The sequence below is a fragment of the Streptomyces sp. NPDC001903 genome (assembly GCF_042891345.1).
GTDB lineage: Bacteria > Actinomycetota > Actinomycetes > Streptomycetales > Streptomycetaceae > Streptomyces.
The window spans coordinates 621761-636029 of sequence record NZ_JBIASZ010000002.1 but is presented as its reverse complement, the minus strand read 5'-3'; the positions used below and the strand labels follow the sequence as shown (position 1 = coordinate 636029).

At 75.4% G+C, this 14269-nt stretch carries 13 protein-coding genes and 1 pseudogene; 9 read left to right on the top strand and 5 right to left on the bottom strand.

All coding sequences use genetic code 11. From position 1 onward, the window contains the following. Positions 1-7: 7 nt before the first annotated feature. Positions 8-2152, bottom strand: a complete 2145-nt coding sequence (locus ACFYZS_RS06505; RefSeq protein ID WP_389007439.1) for a DUF4139 domain-containing protein — start codon at positions 2150-2152, stop codon at positions 8-10. A 37-nt stretch (positions 2153-2189) separates the two neighbouring features. After that, positions 2190-3686: a hypothetical protein gene (locus tag ACFYZS_RS06500; protein WP_389007438.1), complete on the bottom strand. Its 1497-nt coding sequence runs from the start codon at positions 3684-3686 to the stop codon at positions 2190-2192. 166 nt (positions 3687-3852) lie between these two features. Between ACFYZS_RS06500 and ACFYZS_RS06495 the strand changes: the two genes are divergently transcribed. From ACFYZS_RS06495 to ACFYZS_RS06485, 3 genes are all read left to right on the top strand, one after another. Then, complete coding sequence (locus tag ACFYZS_RS06495) at positions 3853-5427, top strand: hypothetical protein (protein WP_389007436.1); 1575 nt, start codon at positions 3853-3855, stop codon at positions 5425-5427. Between the two features lie 94 nt (positions 5428-5521). Then, the gene (locus ACFYZS_RS06490) at positions 5522-7090 is read left to right on the top strand and encodes a sensor histidine kinase (protein ID WP_389007434.1); all 1569 of its coding nucleotides are present in this window, start codon (positions 5522-5524) and stop codon (positions 7088-7090) included. After that, positions 7087-7785, top strand: a complete 699-nt coding sequence (locus tag ACFYZS_RS06485; RefSeq protein ID WP_389007432.1) for a response regulator — start codon at positions 7087-7089, stop codon at positions 7783-7785. Before ACFYZS_RS06490 ends, ACFYZS_RS06485 begins: the two co-directional genes overlap by 4 nt. Positions 7786-7869: 84 nt before the next feature. Here the strand turns inward: ACFYZS_RS06485 and ACFYZS_RS06480 are convergent. Next, a pseudogene (locus ACFYZS_RS06480) lies at positions 7870-8088 on the bottom strand (phosphatase PAP2 family protein); the annotation flags it as partial. Between ACFYZS_RS06480 and ACFYZS_RS06475 the strand changes: the two are divergent. Next, positions 8000-8446 carry a hypothetical protein gene (locus ACFYZS_RS06475; RefSeq protein ID WP_389007568.1) on the top strand — a complete coding sequence of 149 codons (447 nt, stop codon included), beginning with the start codon at positions 8000-8002 and terminating at the stop codon, positions 8444-8446. The pseudogene ACFYZS_RS06480 and the gene ACFYZS_RS06475 overlap by 89 nt on opposite strands. A gap of 140 nt (positions 8447-8586) precedes the next feature. On the opposite strand, the gene ACFYZS_RS06470 is transcribed toward ACFYZS_RS06475, so the two are convergent. Both ACFYZS_RS06470 and ACFYZS_RS06465 read right to left on the bottom strand, forming a co-directional pair. Then, positions 8587-10095, bottom strand: a complete 1509-nt coding sequence (locus ACFYZS_RS06470) for an FAD-dependent oxidoreductase (protein ID WP_389007430.1) — start codon at positions 10093-10095, stop codon at positions 8587-8589. Between the two features lie 117 nt (positions 10096-10212). After that, a complete protein-coding gene (locus tag ACFYZS_RS06465) occupies positions 10213-10740 on the bottom strand; it encodes a hypothetical protein (RefSeq protein ID WP_389007428.1) in 528 nt (175 codons plus the stop codon). A 118-nt stretch (positions 10741-10858) separates the two neighbouring features. Between ACFYZS_RS06465 and ACFYZS_RS06460 the strand changes: the two genes are divergently transcribed. From ACFYZS_RS06460 to ACFYZS_RS06440, 5 genes are all read left to right on the top strand, one after another. Then, complete coding sequence (locus ACFYZS_RS06460) at positions 10859-11131, top strand: hypothetical protein (protein ID WP_389007427.1); 273 nt, start codon at positions 10859-10861, stop codon at positions 11129-11131. Between the two features lie 317 nt (positions 11132-11448). Beyond that, on the top strand, positions 11449-11901 hold the full coding sequence (locus tag ACFYZS_RS06455) for a transglycosylase SLT domain-containing protein (RefSeq protein WP_389007425.1): 453 nt from the start codon (positions 11449-11451) through the stop codon (positions 11899-11901). Positions 11902-12072: 171 nt separating this feature from the next. Beyond that, positions 12073-12450 (top strand): hypothetical protein, encoded by a 378-nt coding sequence (locus ACFYZS_RS06450; RefSeq protein WP_389007423.1) that lies wholly within the window; start codon positions 12073-12075, stop codon positions 12448-12450. Positions 12451-12607: 157 nt separating this feature from the next. Further along, positions 12608-13033, top strand: coding sequence for a YciI family protein (locus ACFYZS_RS06445; RefSeq protein ID WP_389007422.1), 426 nt, complete (start codon positions 12608-12610; stop codon positions 13031-13033). A gap of 2 nt (positions 13034-13035) precedes the next feature. Continuing rightward, positions 13036-14253, top strand: coding sequence for an RNA polymerase sigma factor (locus ACFYZS_RS06440; RefSeq protein WP_389007420.1), 1218 nt, complete (start codon positions 13036-13038; stop codon positions 14251-14253). Positions 14254-14269 lie beyond the last annotated feature (16 nt).

Sequence of the window (14269 nt, the reverse complement as noted above, 5' to 3'; positions counted from 1 at the left end):
GGCTGTGTCAGCTCCTGCGGTTGCCGCCGACCAGGCCCTTGCCGGCCGGGATGCGGATCTCGTAGCCGCCGTCGAGGGCGGTGGTGGCGCCGGCGGGCAGGTCCACCCGCCAGATGCGGGTTCCCGGTGCGTGGTGCTCGGGATCCGCGCCGGCCTCGGGCGCCGTCCAGTCGGCCCGTTCCTCGATTCTGACGTCCGGTTCGGTGGTGACCGGTACCCGTTCGCGGACCTCGACGGTGACGGGCCCGGCGAGCCGGTTGGCGAGCTCCACACGGACGCGGTGGTCGAGCACGGTGGTGTTGCCCCGCAGGCCCGCGGTCGACTCGTGCAGGTTCGTCCGGCGGGTGACCCCGATGCCCTCGGCCGGCCCGAGCCCCACCCGGCGGACACCGCCGGGGGCGAGCGTGGGCAGGGCGGCGGTCATCAGGAACCCGTCGTCGACGGTGACCTCCACCGGGCCGGCCAGCAGGGCCTGGTCGGTGGCGTTGGAGAGCACCAGCGTCGCGTACACGGTCGGCTCCACGGACGGCACGCAGAGGTACTCGGTGCGCAGTCCGACCGGGATCGCGCCGACGGTGACGGTGTGCCAGGTGCCGTCCGAGGGGATGTCGGCGCGGGCGGCGGCGTCGAAGCGGTGGTCGAAGGAGCCGGCCGACTCGCGGGGACGCACGGCGTGTCCGGGCAGCGGCAGCGCGGCCACCGCCTCCGCGCGGCGCCGGTGTTCGGCCGCGACCGGGTCGGAAGGGGCGTCCGGGAACAGCCGGCCCCGGCGGCCGCCCTGTTCGTCCGGGCCGCGCAGGACGAGGGCGGCGTAGTCGAGCTCGGCGCCGCTCGGCCGCGGCGGGCCGACCGGCGCCGGCGGGGGCGGCGGTGGCAGGGCCCCGCCCGGAGCCGCGGGTGCCATCGGGGCGGGTGCGGGCACGGCGAAGGCTCCGCCGGCACTGCCCGGCCTGGCCGCGGCCCGGGACCGGGCGGCCGGCGGGGCGGGTGCCGGTACGGCGGCGCCGAAGCCCTGCGGGGAGACCCCGTCCGCGCCGCCGGGCACCGGGAGCGCGCCGAGCGGCGCCCCGTACCCCTGAGGCGGCGGTGCCGAGACCGGCACCGGTACGGGTACGGGAGGCGGCGGCGGTTGCGGTACGGGAGCGGGTGCCGAGCCGGCCCCGGCGGCGGGACGTGCACCGGCCGTCGGCACGAAGGCCGGAGCCGGACGGGGACCCGCGCCCTCGTAGCCGGCGAACAGGTCGGCGAGCCCCGCCGGAGGCTCGCGCCAGCCGGAGGGCGCGGGCGGGGGCTGACGGCGTCCGAGCCGGAGCGAGCGCAGCTTCGGAAGGTCCGTGCGGCGCCGGAGATCGGCCGTGGCCAGGGCGATGCGCACGCCGGTCCAGTCCTCGCCGGTGCGCTGGGCGACGGAGGCCCGCAGGAGGAGACGTCCCGCACCCTCACCCTGCCGGTGGGCCAGTCGGTACGCCGGCACCCAGACGGCGCCCGGGACCGCGTACTCCAGCTCCAGCTCCAGCTCCGATTCCGGTTCCTCCGCGTCGGCGGTGCGGTCGAGGGCCAGCACCGCGCAGACCGTGGTCTCCACGTGCGCCGACGGCGCGGCGGTGGAAGCACGGGCGAGCCTGTCCGCGGCGATGGAGAGCTCGTGCTCGACGCGGCGCTGCGCCTCCTCCAGTTCGACGAGCCGCGCGTGCAGTCGTGTCAGCCGGGCGTCCACGAACTCGGCGAGCTCCAGCCACGCGTCGACCGGAGTGCGGCGGTGCGCATCCCCGCGCCTGCGCTCCGGCGGCACCGGGCGCAGCCCCTTGACCTCCTCGATCAGGCCGAGTTGCCGCTCCCGGCGGCCCCGGGCCGCCGCGGACTCCTCGCGCAGCCGCGCGACCTCGCGGGCCAACGCGTCGGGCACGCCCGCGCCGAGGGGCTCGGATCCGACCTCCACCCGCGCCTCGGTGACGCGCACCCCGGGAGCGTTCAGGACCCGGGCCCGCAGGGAACCGGGGTCGAGCGAGCGGGGCAGCCCGGTCACCCGCAGCCGGGCGTCCGCCGGCATGCCGCCGCGGGCCAGGCGGCGGCAGACCGCCCCCTGCGCGTACACCACGACCGAATCCAGGGTCGAACCCCAGGTCCGTGCCGTCTTGTTCGTCTGCGTCATGTGCCCCGCCCCCGTCGCGCCCCGTGCTCGCCGAAGCCTACGCCCGCGGACCGCTCTTCCACGAGGGAGGTGTGGGCAGCCCCTCGCCGTCGAGCGCGACCAGGGTCAGGACGGTGATCGAGCCCGTCCAGGCCAGCGGCGCCACCGAGGACGGCCTGCCCGCCCGGTCCACCTTCTCGGGCAGCTCCCCGAGCGAGTTCCGCTTGGTGAGGACCCAGTCCAGGACCTGCCTCGCCTTCGCCGTCCTCCCGGTACCGGCCCACGCCAGGGCGAAGAAGGAGGTGCTGGGCGTCCAGGCGTTCCCGCCCCACGGCGCCGTCCGGTCGTTTCCGGGGGTGAGACCCCCGCTGGGCAGCAGCAGGGCCCGGTACGTGGTGTCCAGTGCCCGGGGCAGGTCGGCCGGGGCTTCGTTGAAGGGCGGTGCCATGAACGCGGCCGCGCTGTCGTGTCCGTGCTCCCCGTCGACGGTGCGCTGGTACCCCAGAGGGGCGAACTTCCGGGCCATGCCCGCGGAGAGCCGTCCGGCGGCGGCGGCCCAGCGCGCCGCGTCGCCCGGCCGGTCCAGCTCCCGGGCGAGGTCCGCGGAGGAGTTGAGCCCGGCGAGCAGGGGCGCGGCCGTACCGATGTTCGTCGTGGCCGTCATCAGCTCCCAGTAGTCCGGGGAGGCCGGAGGCAGCCCGTCGGCCCGCAGGGAGGCCGCCGCGTGGTCGGCGGCCTTGCGGATCATCGGGTAGAGGCCGGCCAACCGGGCCCGGCGCGTGGTCGGCGGGGCCGTCCGGTACCACTGCCAGACGGCCCAGGGGACCCATCCGTTGGCGTCGAGCTGCCACCGCCTGCCGTCCGGCGGCCCCGAGCCGTCGAGCTTCGTCCGCGCGTCCCAGGTGCCGTCCTCGCGCTGGGTCGCGGCGCTGTAGCGCAGGATCCGGTACGCCTCGGCCTCGTGGCCGGTGTGCGCGAACGCGGCGCAGGCGAAGCTGGAGTCGCGGGGCCAGGAGTACATCCAGCCGGGGGACCAGCCCGCGGCCACGGCACCGTTCGGCCGGAGCAGGGCCCGCATGGTGAGCAGGGCCCGCTCGGCCGCCGCGCGGTGCGCCGGCGAACGGCCCGGGACCCGGCCGGCGGCCAGCCAGGCACCGCTCTGCGCGATCTGCCGCCGGGCCGCCGGATCACCGGCGGCCACCACGACCGACGCCGCCTTGCCGGCGGGTACGTACTTCCACCGGCCGGACGGCAGCCGCAGTACGTTGCTGCGCCCCACGTACCGCGCGCCCTTGGCGGTGGCCGGTGTGATGCCCTCGGTGGCGGCCGTGTTGGAGAGGAGGCCGACGGTGGGGACGGCGAGCACCGACAGGGGCGCGTACCTGCCCTCCGCGTCGCCGAGGCTCTGGTGGCCCACGGGCCTGACGAGGAACGCCGGGCGCCGTTCGCCGGTGTGCCGGCCGTCGGCCGAACCCGCGGAGCACAGGGGCAGGGCGGTACAGGCGACGGCCGTCGTGACGGCCGTCCAGCGCACGAGCCGCCGGACAGCAGGCATCACCACTCCCTCCGTCCGGCTTCCGCGCGTACGGTGCCCGGATTCCCCATCGTGGACGAGGTGTGCGGAGCCCGCCACGACATGCCCGCCGCCCGGGTGACCCCGGATGCCGGTCGGCGGCACACCGTGCACATTGGTGTGACCGGCCCCTGCGGAGGAATGGTCCATGCGTACTGCGTCGAGCGAGGGTGAAGGCGAGGGAGAGGGCAAGCACGAAGGCACGGGCACGGGCACGGGCAGGCGCGCGGCGCGGCCGAGCGGCCACCGCCCGCTGCCGCGCCGGCTCCTGCTGGGCGCGGGCGCGACCCTCGTGGCGGCGGCCGGAGCCCTGATCGCCGTGGGGTGCTTCCTCGGGCTCTACGTACGGCCCACGTCGGACGACTGGTGCGCCGCCTGGAAGTCCCGTGACCTCGGAGTCCTCGGCATCACGTCCGACTTCTACACGACCCAGAACGGCCGGGTCGCCAATGCCTTCCTGAGCGGCATCGTCTACGGCGACGGACTCGCCGGGACCAAGGTCCTGCCCACCGTCATGGCCGTGACCTTCACCGTCGGTCTCGTCCTGCTCGGGTACGAGTTCGTCCGGCTGCTCGGCGCCGGACCGCGGGTGGCGACGGTCATGGCGCTGACCGCATGCTCCCTGGCCGTGCAGGCGCTGGTCTACTACGCCGGTACCCGCAGTTATCAGGTACTGCTGTGGGCGCCGGCCACCATTTCCCACACCGTTCCCAGCGTCGTCGGGGTGTGGGCGCTCCTGCTGGCCGTCTGGACCGTACGCCGGCCCCGGGCCCCCGCGCGCGCGGCGGGCTTCGCCGCCGCGTTCGTCATCGCGTTCGCGCTCGGCACCCTGAGCGAGCCGTTCGCCCTCGTCAGCGGTCTGCTCGCGGTCTTGGTGGCCGTGCTGGCCCTGCCCCGGCTGGGGTTGGCGAGGACCTGGCACGGCTTCACCTGGTGTGCGCTCTGGTGCGCCGGACTCGTATGCGGGCTGGCCGTGCTCTACACGTCCCCCGGCGCCCGGTGGCGCCGCGCCCAGCAGCCGGACCGGGCGTCGATGCTCTCCGCGGGCGAACTGGCCGACACCTTCCGGGACTGGGTGCAGATGTGGGATGTCGTCACGGGCCGGTGGGCCTATCTCGGAGCGGCCGCGGTCGGCGTCCTCCTCGGCCTGGCGGCGGGGCTCCGGACACCCGCGCTCGCGGCGTGGGGGAGGGGCCGGGCGCCGTCGCGGCCGGTGCTCGCCGCCGTACTGCTGCTGCCCGTACCGGTGGTGGTACTGGGGTCGTTCGCGGTGGTGCTGGGCCTGCGCAGCGGCTACGGACCGAGCGGATGGACGTACGCCCGTACGTGGACGAACTATCTCGTGCCGATGGAACTGGCGCTGTGCGCCTACGGCGCCCTGCTCGGCGCGTGGGCCAGGCGCTTCCTGGCAGGCCGACGCCGCGCCCCGGCGGCCGTGTCGGCGGCCGTCGTGGGCGCGGGCGCACTGACACTGCTCGCGCTGGCCGCGCTCGTCCCGAGCGTCCGCCAGCTCACCACGGCCACGGTCACCCGCTCGGTGGCCTGGGACGCCCAGGACGCCCGCATCCGCCGGGAGGCGGCGCGGGGCGCCACCGACCTCGGGTACCGCCCCCTCCACATCGGCAGCCTGGCCGAGCCCTTCTTCACCTCCGACTACGAGCGGGACTGGGTCGCCGGCTGTCTCTCGCACTGGTACGGCATCACCCGCATCCACCGGCTCTGAAGGTCCGCACGCGCCACGGCGTCCGGGATGGGACTTTCGGCGGATCCGGGCCCGGCGGGGGTTGCGTAGGGTCGGGGCCGTGAGGCGAACGATCATGGATTTCCGCATACCGGCGCAGGCGCTGCTCGCGGGCGCGGGGCTGTCGGCCGCGCTGACCCCGATCAGCCTGTGGTGGGCCCTGCCGACCGCGGTGTGTGCCTTCCGGGCCGGCTCGCGGCCCGGCAGGACACGGGGCACCGCGCTCGCCCTGCTCGCGGTCGTCGTCTCGGCGGTGGCCGTGGTGGCGGCGGTGCCGGCCTGGATGGTGTGGGGCGGGCGGTTCGTGGTGGTGCTGGTCGGGGCCGGGATGGTCCCGTGGTTCGCGGGGCGGTTCCACCGGCAGTACGGGGAGCTGGTCCAGGCGGGCTGGGAGCGCGCGGCGCGCCTGGAGCGGGAGCAGCGCCTGATCGCCGAGCAGGCGCGGCTGCGTGAACGCACCCGGATCGCCCAGGACATGCACGACCTCCTCGGCCACGACCTCAGCCTGGTCGCCCTGTCCGCCGGCGCGCTGCAACTGGCCCCGGGGCTTTCGCAGGAGCACCGGGCGGCCGCCCGGTCCATACGGGCCGGTGCCGGGGGCGCCGTGGAGCGCCTCGCGGAGATCATCGGCGTACTGCGGGAGGGCGATGGCCCCGGTGGCCCCGGTGGCCCCGGTGACCCCGGTGGCCCCGGTGACCCCGGTGGCCCCGGTGACCCCGGTGGCCCCGGTGACCCCGGCGGCCCCGCGGCTCCCGGTGGCCCCGGCCGCCCTGCCGATCCGGTTGACGTCGGTGAGCTGGTCCGGCGGGCTGCCGCTGCCGGGCTCGACGTCCGGCTGCGGAGCGAGGGGGCGCCGCCGGAGGATCTCCCGCCGGCCGTGGAGCGTGCCGTTCTCCGCGTCGTGCAGGAGGCGCTGACCAACGCCGTGAAGCACGCCCCGGGCGCCGCGGCGACGGTGGCGGTCCGGTACGGGACGCTCCTCGCGGAGGTCGAGGTCACCAACGGCTCGCCGTCGCCTGACTCCGGCCCCGGCGCCGGCCGCGGAGCGGCGGGGTCCGGATCCGGTCTGGTGGGGCTCGACGAGCGGGTGCGGCTGGCCGGCGGCCGTTTCACCGCGGGCCCGCGGGGCGCGGGGTTCACCGTCCGGGCCCGTCTCCCGTACCGCCCGTCCACCGCCGTCCCGCGCACCGACGGCCTCACCGCCACCGGACCGGAGGATGCCGTGCCGGCCCGGGCGGACGCGCGGCGGACGGGCGGGGCCGCCACCGAGCAACGCAGGGCGCGCAGGCGGATCGGCCGGACCGCGCTGGCCGCCGTACTCGTGCCGATGGTCACCGCCGTGCTGCTGTTCGCCGGTCTGCGCACCTGGGACGTACTGACGGCACGTCACTCCGTGCTCCCGGCCGCGGACTTCGCCCGCCTGCGCGTCGGACAGCCGCGCGAGGACATCGCCCCCGTGCTGCCCGACCGGCAGACGACGGCCCGCCCGGCCCGCCCCACCCCCTTCCCCTCGGGGGCCGCCTGCGAGCACTACGTGGCCACCGCCGACCCGTTCGACGACCTGTCCGGTGACGTCTACCGGCTCTGCTTCCTGGACGGCCGCCTGGCCTCCGCCGACCACTTCACCGGAAGGGCCGCCCTGTGATCCGCGTCCTCATCGCCGACGACGAGCCGATGGTCCGGGCCGGCGTACGCGCCGTGCTGTCCACCGATCCGGCGATCAGCGTGGCCGCGGAGGCCGGTGAAGGCCGCGAAGCCGTCGAACTCGCCCTGCGGCACCGCCCCGACGTCGCCGTGCTCGACATCCGCATGCCCGGACTCGGCGGCATCGAGGCCCTGACGGAGATCCGCCGCACCGCCCCGGACACCGGCGTGCTGATGCTGACCACCTTCGGCGAGGACGACTACATCCTCGGCGCCCTCGGCGCCGGCGCGTCCGGCTTCCTGGTCAAGTCCGGCGAGCCCGAAGAGCTGATCGCGGGCGTGCGCGCGGTCGCCGACGGCGCCGCCTACCTCTCACCGAAGGTCGCGGCCCGCGTCGTCGCCCACCTCGCGGCCGGCGCGTCCGGTCCCGGGGCCGGACGCCGCAGCGCCGCCCGCGCCCGGGTGGAGGCGCTGACCGTCCGCGAGCGTGACGTACTGGCCTTCCTCGGCGGCGGGTTGTCCAACGCCCGCATCGCCCGCCGGCTGCATCTGGCGGAGGGGACCGTGAAGGCCCACGTCAGCTCGATCCTGGCCCGGCTGGGCGTGGAGAACCGGGCCGCGGCCGCCGTCATGGCCCACGAAGCGGGCATCGCCCCGGTCCCACCCGCCCCCGGACCGTGCGACGAGCAGCGCTGACACCACCCGCACCCCCCGAGCCCGTACGCCCGGCAGGACGCCGGCCACCACGGCGGTGCCCAGCACCGCACCCGCCAGCACGTCGTGCGGGTAGTGCACCCCGACCGCCACCCGCAGCAGCGCCGCCAGTACGCCCAGTGGCAGCGCCGCCGCGGCGAGAGCGGGCCGCAGCAGGGCCACACCGACGGCGAGGGCCGCGGCGAGCGTCGCGTGGTTGCTCGGGAACGACCAGTCGCCCGCCTCCGGGCACACCGCGACCGCCACCGCGTCGCGCACGGAACGGCAGGGCCGCTCCTCGTCCACGACGGACTTCGCCACCTCGCTCAGGACGTACGCGGTCACCGTCCCCAGCCCGACCAGCACGGTGCCCGCGATCCCGGCGGCGTCGCGCCGCCGCAGCGCACGCCACCCCACCGCGGCCAGCAGCAGCCCGAGCAGGGCGAGCGTCCCCTCCGTCGCCGCCTCGAGCAGCCCACCCCACCACCCCGGCCCGTCGGCCACCCACCCGGTCACCGCCCGGTACCCGCGGGCCGAGGCCCCGTCCTCGGGCACCGGCCCGCGCGGCGCGAGCCACAGCAGGCCCAGGGCCGCCGCGATCGCCGGCACCGCCGCCCGTGCCGCACCCGATGTCCGTACGCGCCGATGTCCATGTGTCTCGTAGTCCATGCCCCCGACGCTAGGAATCGGGGGCGCCCGGCCGACCCTGCCGAACGGCGGCTCCGTACCCCGTCTTTCGTCGGGGTTGCCCGTACGAGGGCCCGCTGCTACCCGCGGCCGGTCGACGGTGGACGGCGCCGGCCCTCAGACCGTCGGATCCGGATCACCGAACCAGCGGCTCGCGGCCCGTTCGAACGCCTCGGGATCGGGGCGGCGATCACCCGCCCAGGCGACCACGCCGTCAGGCCGGACCAGCACGGCGCCCAGCCCGAGGTCGTCGCTCGCCGGCCCGGCCGCGTACCGTATCCGGCCCTCCCAGCGCTTCGCCGCAGCGTGCAGGCGCAGGTCGGTGCCGAAGTCGAGGACGAGGCCGCGTCCGTCCCGCATCAGGTCGCCGAGGCGGGAGCCGTCCTCGAGCAGGAAGTCCGGGGCGCTGCGGCCGACCAGCGGATGCTCGCCGCCGAGGTCGTAACGGATCCACGATCCCGACAGCCTCTCGAACGCGTAGGCCGTCCCGTCGCGGGTCCCGATCAGATCGCGGACCACTCCTTGGAGGGCGTGGCCGTGCCGGTCCGGCCGCATGATCGCCACCTGGGCGCGCGACCAGTCGAGCACCGCCGCGCCGATCGGATGGCGCTCGCCGCCGTACGTGTCGAGCAGTCCGTCGGGCGCGTGCCCGTGGACGGTCGCCGCGAGCTTCCAGCCCAGGTTCACCGCGTCGCCGATGCCGGTGTTCAGTCCCTGCCCGCCGAGGGGGGAGTGGATGTGCGCGGCGTCGCCCGCCAGCAGGACGCGGCCCTGCCGGTACGTCGTGGTCTGCATCGCCCGGTCGGTGAAGCTCGAGGCGATGTGGACCTCGTCCAGCGTCACGTCGGTGCCGGACACACGGCGCAGAACAGCCTGGAGATGCTCGCGGGTCGGCTGCTGCGAGCGGTCGAACGCGCCGCCGTCGAAGTCCATCATGCCGATGTGCCCTTCGACGGGCAGCCGGATGTACATGCCCGTCGGCGTCAGGTTGAACCCGTGGCGCAGCTTCTCGAGGCCGGTGATGGCGGCATGCATGGTGTAGCCGGTGAACTGCGGTTCGGTGCCGTCGAACTCGAAGCCCGCGAGCCGGCGCACCGTGCTGCGTCCGCCGTCGCAGCCGACGAGCCAGCGCGCCGCGAATGCGTCCGTGCCGGCCCGCGCGACCACGCCCTTCTCGTCCTGGGTGACGGCCGAGACCGTGACCCCGCGCCTGACGTCCACCCCGAGCTTGGCCGCCCGCTCGGACAGCACCGCCTCGACTTCCTCGAGGTTCGTCATCACGAGACCCGGTACCGGGCTGGGAAGCCGGTACGGCTCGGGGGTGAGGTCGATCTTGGCAGGGTCGAGCATCATCCCCGCGAAATGGCCGCCGCGCCGCGGGAGCGACGGCCCCGCCGGGTCCTCGCCGCCCCCGGAGACGCTCGCCAGCGAGTCGAGCAGCCCGCGGCGGTAGAAGGCCTCGACCGACGCGGCGGACAGGCCCCGCATCCCGAGGGGCGCCGCCTTCATCGCGGAGCCGGGCTCCGGCTCCCGCTCGAGGACCAGGACGGAACAGCCCGCGAGCCCGAGCTCGCAGGCGAGGGACAGGCCGACAGGCCCGGCCCCCACGATCACCACGTCATGCATGAGAGATCCCCTCCCCAGACATACAGCCGGATGGCACCGGCAGGACCTCTGGAACGGTGTCAGCCCCCACCGACACCGGACCGACAGCCCCCGACACGCCGCCGACACCCCCGGTTCCTAGCCGGTGGGGTCCGGCCGGGCCCGGGCCCGGGCCCGGGCGCGGTCGCGGAACCACGCGCCCGCTCCCAGCAGCACCGCCACCCCCACTCCGTACAGGGGCAGCCACAGGGTCGTCGTGGCCGCCAGGCACTCGGCGACGGCCTTGCGGGACTGGTCCTGCCGTACGAACTCCAGGGCCGCGGGGTCGCTGCCGGCCAGGTTTCCCAGGGCGGCCTCCACCTGGAGGGCCGCGTACCGGCCCTGGAGCGCGCACTGGCCCCGCGTGCCCGGCATCGGGAAGATCCAGGCCCGGCGCTGCAGGAGCGGGGCGAGCGCGATCGCCACGCACAGGCCGACGACCAGCGCGTACGCGATCAGGCCACGCATGTACGGCGAGCGGATGTCCGGCGTCCACTCGGCCCGTCGCTGGAAGGCGAGCATCACCGCGAGCAGCGTCACCCCGATGAACGTGGCGAACCACTGCCACGACCCCTGGGCGAGCGCGAACGCGCCCCGTGGCAGCCCCGCGTCTCGCGGTCGCGCCACCCTCCGCGCACGCTGGAGGAGAGGGGCCTTGCCGAGCGCCGCCCGGCACCCTTCGCACACGGCCCGGGCACCGCCGGGGCCGGGGCCGCGTGACCGTCCCGGAAAGCAGGTGCGTCCCATGCGTACGTCGACCCGCGTCGCCGGTGTCCTCGCCGGCCTGACCCTCACCCTCGGCGGCGCGCTCGCCGCCCCCGCAGCCCAGGCGGACATCCCGGCCTGCACGCAGATGGCCGGCCAGGCGGGTGCCAGTGCCGCCGACGCCGTCACGGCGGCCTGCACCCGTGGCGTGAGCGGCGACCTCCAAGGCTGCGTGAGCGGGCTGACCGCGGCCGGCGTGCCGAGCGGCGCCGCGAACGGCGCCTGCCGGCTGGCCGCCCACGAGCCCCGATAGGTCCGCACAGGGGTACGGCCGATGACGTTCGGTGAGATTCGGCTGCCCCGGAGGTGAGCCGCCCCATAGGGCCCACGTCACATACGAAGGGGGATAGTAGATCTCCAGGGGCCCGGTACCGCTCTCTCGCACCGTACCCCACCTGCACGGATGGCCTGAGGAGCCGCCGTGCGCCCCGCAGCCCCCGCTGCGAAGGCCGCTAGTAGGGCGGCTCGTTGCCAGGGGGTCGGGGCGTCTGTAGAACTGGATGAGTCGCCAGGCGGCACCGGTTCACCGGCCGCCGACGAACCCCTCTCCACCGCGTGAGTGGCTCACGCATGCCTCGGCATGCCGCGACCCCCTTGTCCCCTGTGGAAGGCTCATCCGTGTCGAACTCCGTCATCCGCCGCATCGCCGCTTCGAAGAGGACCCTCGCCGGCTCCATCGTCGCCCTGGGCGTCGCCGGTTCCATGCTCGCCACGGTCCCCGCCCAGGCGGCCCCCACGAGCGCCAAGGCGATCGCCCAGCAGATGATCAAGGACCCGGCGCAGTTCGCGGCCTTCAACAACATCGTTTCCCGCGAGAGCGGCTGGAACCACACCGCCACCAACGCCTCCTCCGGCGCCTACGGCCTGGTCCAGGCCCTGCCCGCCTCGAAGATGGCCTCCGCCGGCTCCGACTGGAAGACCAACCCCGCCACCCAGATCAAGTGGGGCCTGGACTACATGAACTCCCGCTACGGCAGCCCCGTCGGCGCCTGGAACTTCTGGCAGACCCACCACTGGTACTAAGCCACCAGTGACCGCCTGACCGCCTGACGGCAGACACGCGAAAACGCCCGCCCGGGACCTCCCGGACCGGGCGTTTCGCGTTTCCCGGCCGCGGCCCTCGGCGCCGGCGACCGCTCCGGTAAAACCCCTGGGGGGGGGGGGTGTTCCGCCGGGCCCCGTAGGCTCGACCGCATGCCCCGCTCTCCCAAGACGCCCCGTCGGCTCGTCGCCGACGGGCACACCTACATGTGGACCATCCGCCACGGGCACCGCGTGCTGGAAAACGACGGCTGCCGCAAGACCCTCACGCTGTGGAGCCACCCGTCCGGCAGCGGCGGCCCGCTGCGCTTCGTCTTCGACGAGGGCCCCGGCCGGTACGTCTCGGGTTTCACCACCGGGTCGGGGGAGGTGGGGGCCGTCGGCGTCGGCGCCCTGAACCTGCACGAACCGGGCACGGTCCGGTTCCTGCTCGACGCCGCGGCGGCCCGCGGATGGGAACCGGGGGAGAAGCGGGAAACGAAGCTCGACGGCTGGACCTTCCTCGAAGAGGCGGTCGCCGCAGGCTGCTGAGGCCTCCCGTGCAGGGGTTCGCGGGGCGAGCCGTCGTTCCCACGAGTGGAATCCGCGAGGAATTCGGCGCGGTCCCCGCGAGGTGTCGAGGATCGGCGCCCGGCTCCGACGTCCCCTGTGCAAGGCAGCAGGGAAACCACGAGCGAAGGAGGACGCCATGAAGTACCTCGTCATGGTGCAGGGCTCCCAGGTCGACTACGACGCCTACGGCGGAAAGGGCTCCGCGCAGAGCCCCGCGTGGAGCGAGCAGGACCTGAAGGCGATGTTCGGGCACATGGAGGCGATCAACAACGACCTCGCCGAGTCCGGTGAGCTGCTCGACGCGCAGGGGCTCGTCGAGCCCGCGCGGACCCGGTTCGTGACCGTCGACAAGGACGGGCGGCCGGTGATCACGGACGGGCCGTACGGAGAGACGAAGGAGCTGCTCGCCGGGTTCTGGGTGCTGGACTGCGCGAGCCTGGAGCGGGTCACCGAGATCGCGGCGCGCGTCGCCCGTTGTCCGCAGCCGGCCGGTGCGCCGGAGCACCCGGTGGTGATCCGGCAGATCGACGAGCGCCCCGAGTCCGAGCTCTTCACCAGCTGAACGTGCGCGGACACGAGGCCGAGGAGGCGGTCGAGGACCTGCTGCGCCGTCACGCGCCGCAGGTCCTCGGCGCGCTCGTCCGCCGGTACGGGCACTTCGACGCCGCCGAGGACGCCGTCCAGGAGGCGCTGCTGGCCGCCGCACGCCAGTGGCCGGAGTCGGGAACGCCCGCCAATCCGCGCGGCTGGCTGATCCGGGTGGCCTCGCGGCGGCTGACCGACCAGCTGCGGGCGGACGCGGCGCGGGCGCGGCGCGAGGAGACGGCCGCCCGTCTGGAACCCCGCGACACCCGGGCCGCCCCGTCCGACGACGACACCCTCACGCTCCTCTTCCTCTCCTGTGACCCGGCGCTCGCGCCCGCCGCGCGGATCGCGCTGACGCTGCGCGCCGTCGGAGGCCTCACCACCGCGGAGATCGCCCGGGCCCACCTGGTGCCGGAGGCCACGATCGCGCAGCGGATCAGCCGGGCGAAGGCGAAACTCCGTGACCACCCCTTCCACCCGCCCCGTCCCGAGGACCGGGACGCCCGCCTGGCCACCGTCCTCCAGGTGCTCTACCTGATCTTCAACGAGGGCCACACCGCCACCGCGGGGCCCACCCTGCACCGCGCCGACCTGGCACGCGAGGCGATCCGGCTGACCCGCGCGGTGCGCCGCCTGCTGCCCCGGGAGGGTGCGGTGACCGGCCTGCTGGCGCTGATGCTGCTCACGGAGGCCCGCAGCGCGGCCCGTACGGGCACCCACGGCGAGCTGATCCCGCTGGACGAACAGGACCGCACGCTCTGGGACTCCGAGGCCGTCACCGAGGGCACGGCCCTGGTCGAGGAGGCGCTCGCGCAGGGCCCGGCGGGCCCGTACCAGCTCCAGGCGGCGATCGCGGCCCTCCACGACGAGGCGGTACGGGCCGAGGACACGGACTGGCCGCAGATCCTGGCCCTCTACGACCTGCTGGTCGCCCAGGCCCCCGACCCGATGGCGGAACTCGGGCGCGCGGTGGCCGTCGCCATGGTCCACGGCCCGGAGGCCGGCCTCACCGAACTCACCGCCCTGGAACCCCGCCTGGGGCACCACCACCGCCTGGCGGCCGTCCGCGCCCACCTCCTCGAACGCACCGGCGCGACCGAGGCCGCCCGCGAGGCCTACGAGGAAGCGGCCCGCCTCACCCTGAGCCTCCCGGAGCGCCACTACCTCCGTACGAGGGCGTCCCGGCTCGGCCGTTGAGCGCGCGGGATTGGCG

Coding starts and splice junctions, on each gene's coding strand:
- ACFYZS_RS06505 (WP_389007439.1), bottom strand. CDS start 2,152: ATGACGCAGACGAACAAGACGGCACGGACCTGGGGTTCGACCCTGGAT.
- ACFYZS_RS06500 (WP_389007438.1), bottom strand. CDS start 3,686: ATGCCTGCTGTCCGGCGGCTCGTGCGCTGGACGGCCGTCACGACGGCC.
- ACFYZS_RS06495 (WP_389007436.1), top strand. CDS start 3,853: ATGCGTACTGCGTCGAGCGAGGGTGAAGGCGAGGGAGAGGGCAAGCAC.
- ACFYZS_RS06490 (WP_389007434.1), top strand. CDS start 5,522: ATGGATTTCCGCATACCGGCGCAGGCGCTGCTCGCGGGCGCGGGGCTG.
- ACFYZS_RS06470 (WP_389007430.1), bottom strand. CDS start 10,095: ATGCATGACGTGGTGATCGTGGGGGCCGGGCCTGTCGGCCTGTCCCTC.
- ACFYZS_RS06460 (WP_389007427.1), top strand. CDS start 10,859: ATGCGTACGTCGACCCGCGTCGCCGGTGTCCTCGCCGGCCTGACCCTC.
- ACFYZS_RS06455 (WP_389007425.1), top strand. CDS start 11,449: ATGCCTCGGCATGCCGCGACCCCCTTGTCCCCTGTGGAAGGCTCATCC.
- ACFYZS_RS06450 (WP_389007423.1), top strand. CDS start 12,073: ATGCCCCGCTCTCCCAAGACGCCCCGTCGGCTCGTCGCCGACGGGCAC.
- ACFYZS_RS06445 (WP_389007422.1), top strand. CDS start 12,608: ATGAAGTACCTCGTCATGGTGCAGGGCTCCCAGGTCGACTACGACGCC.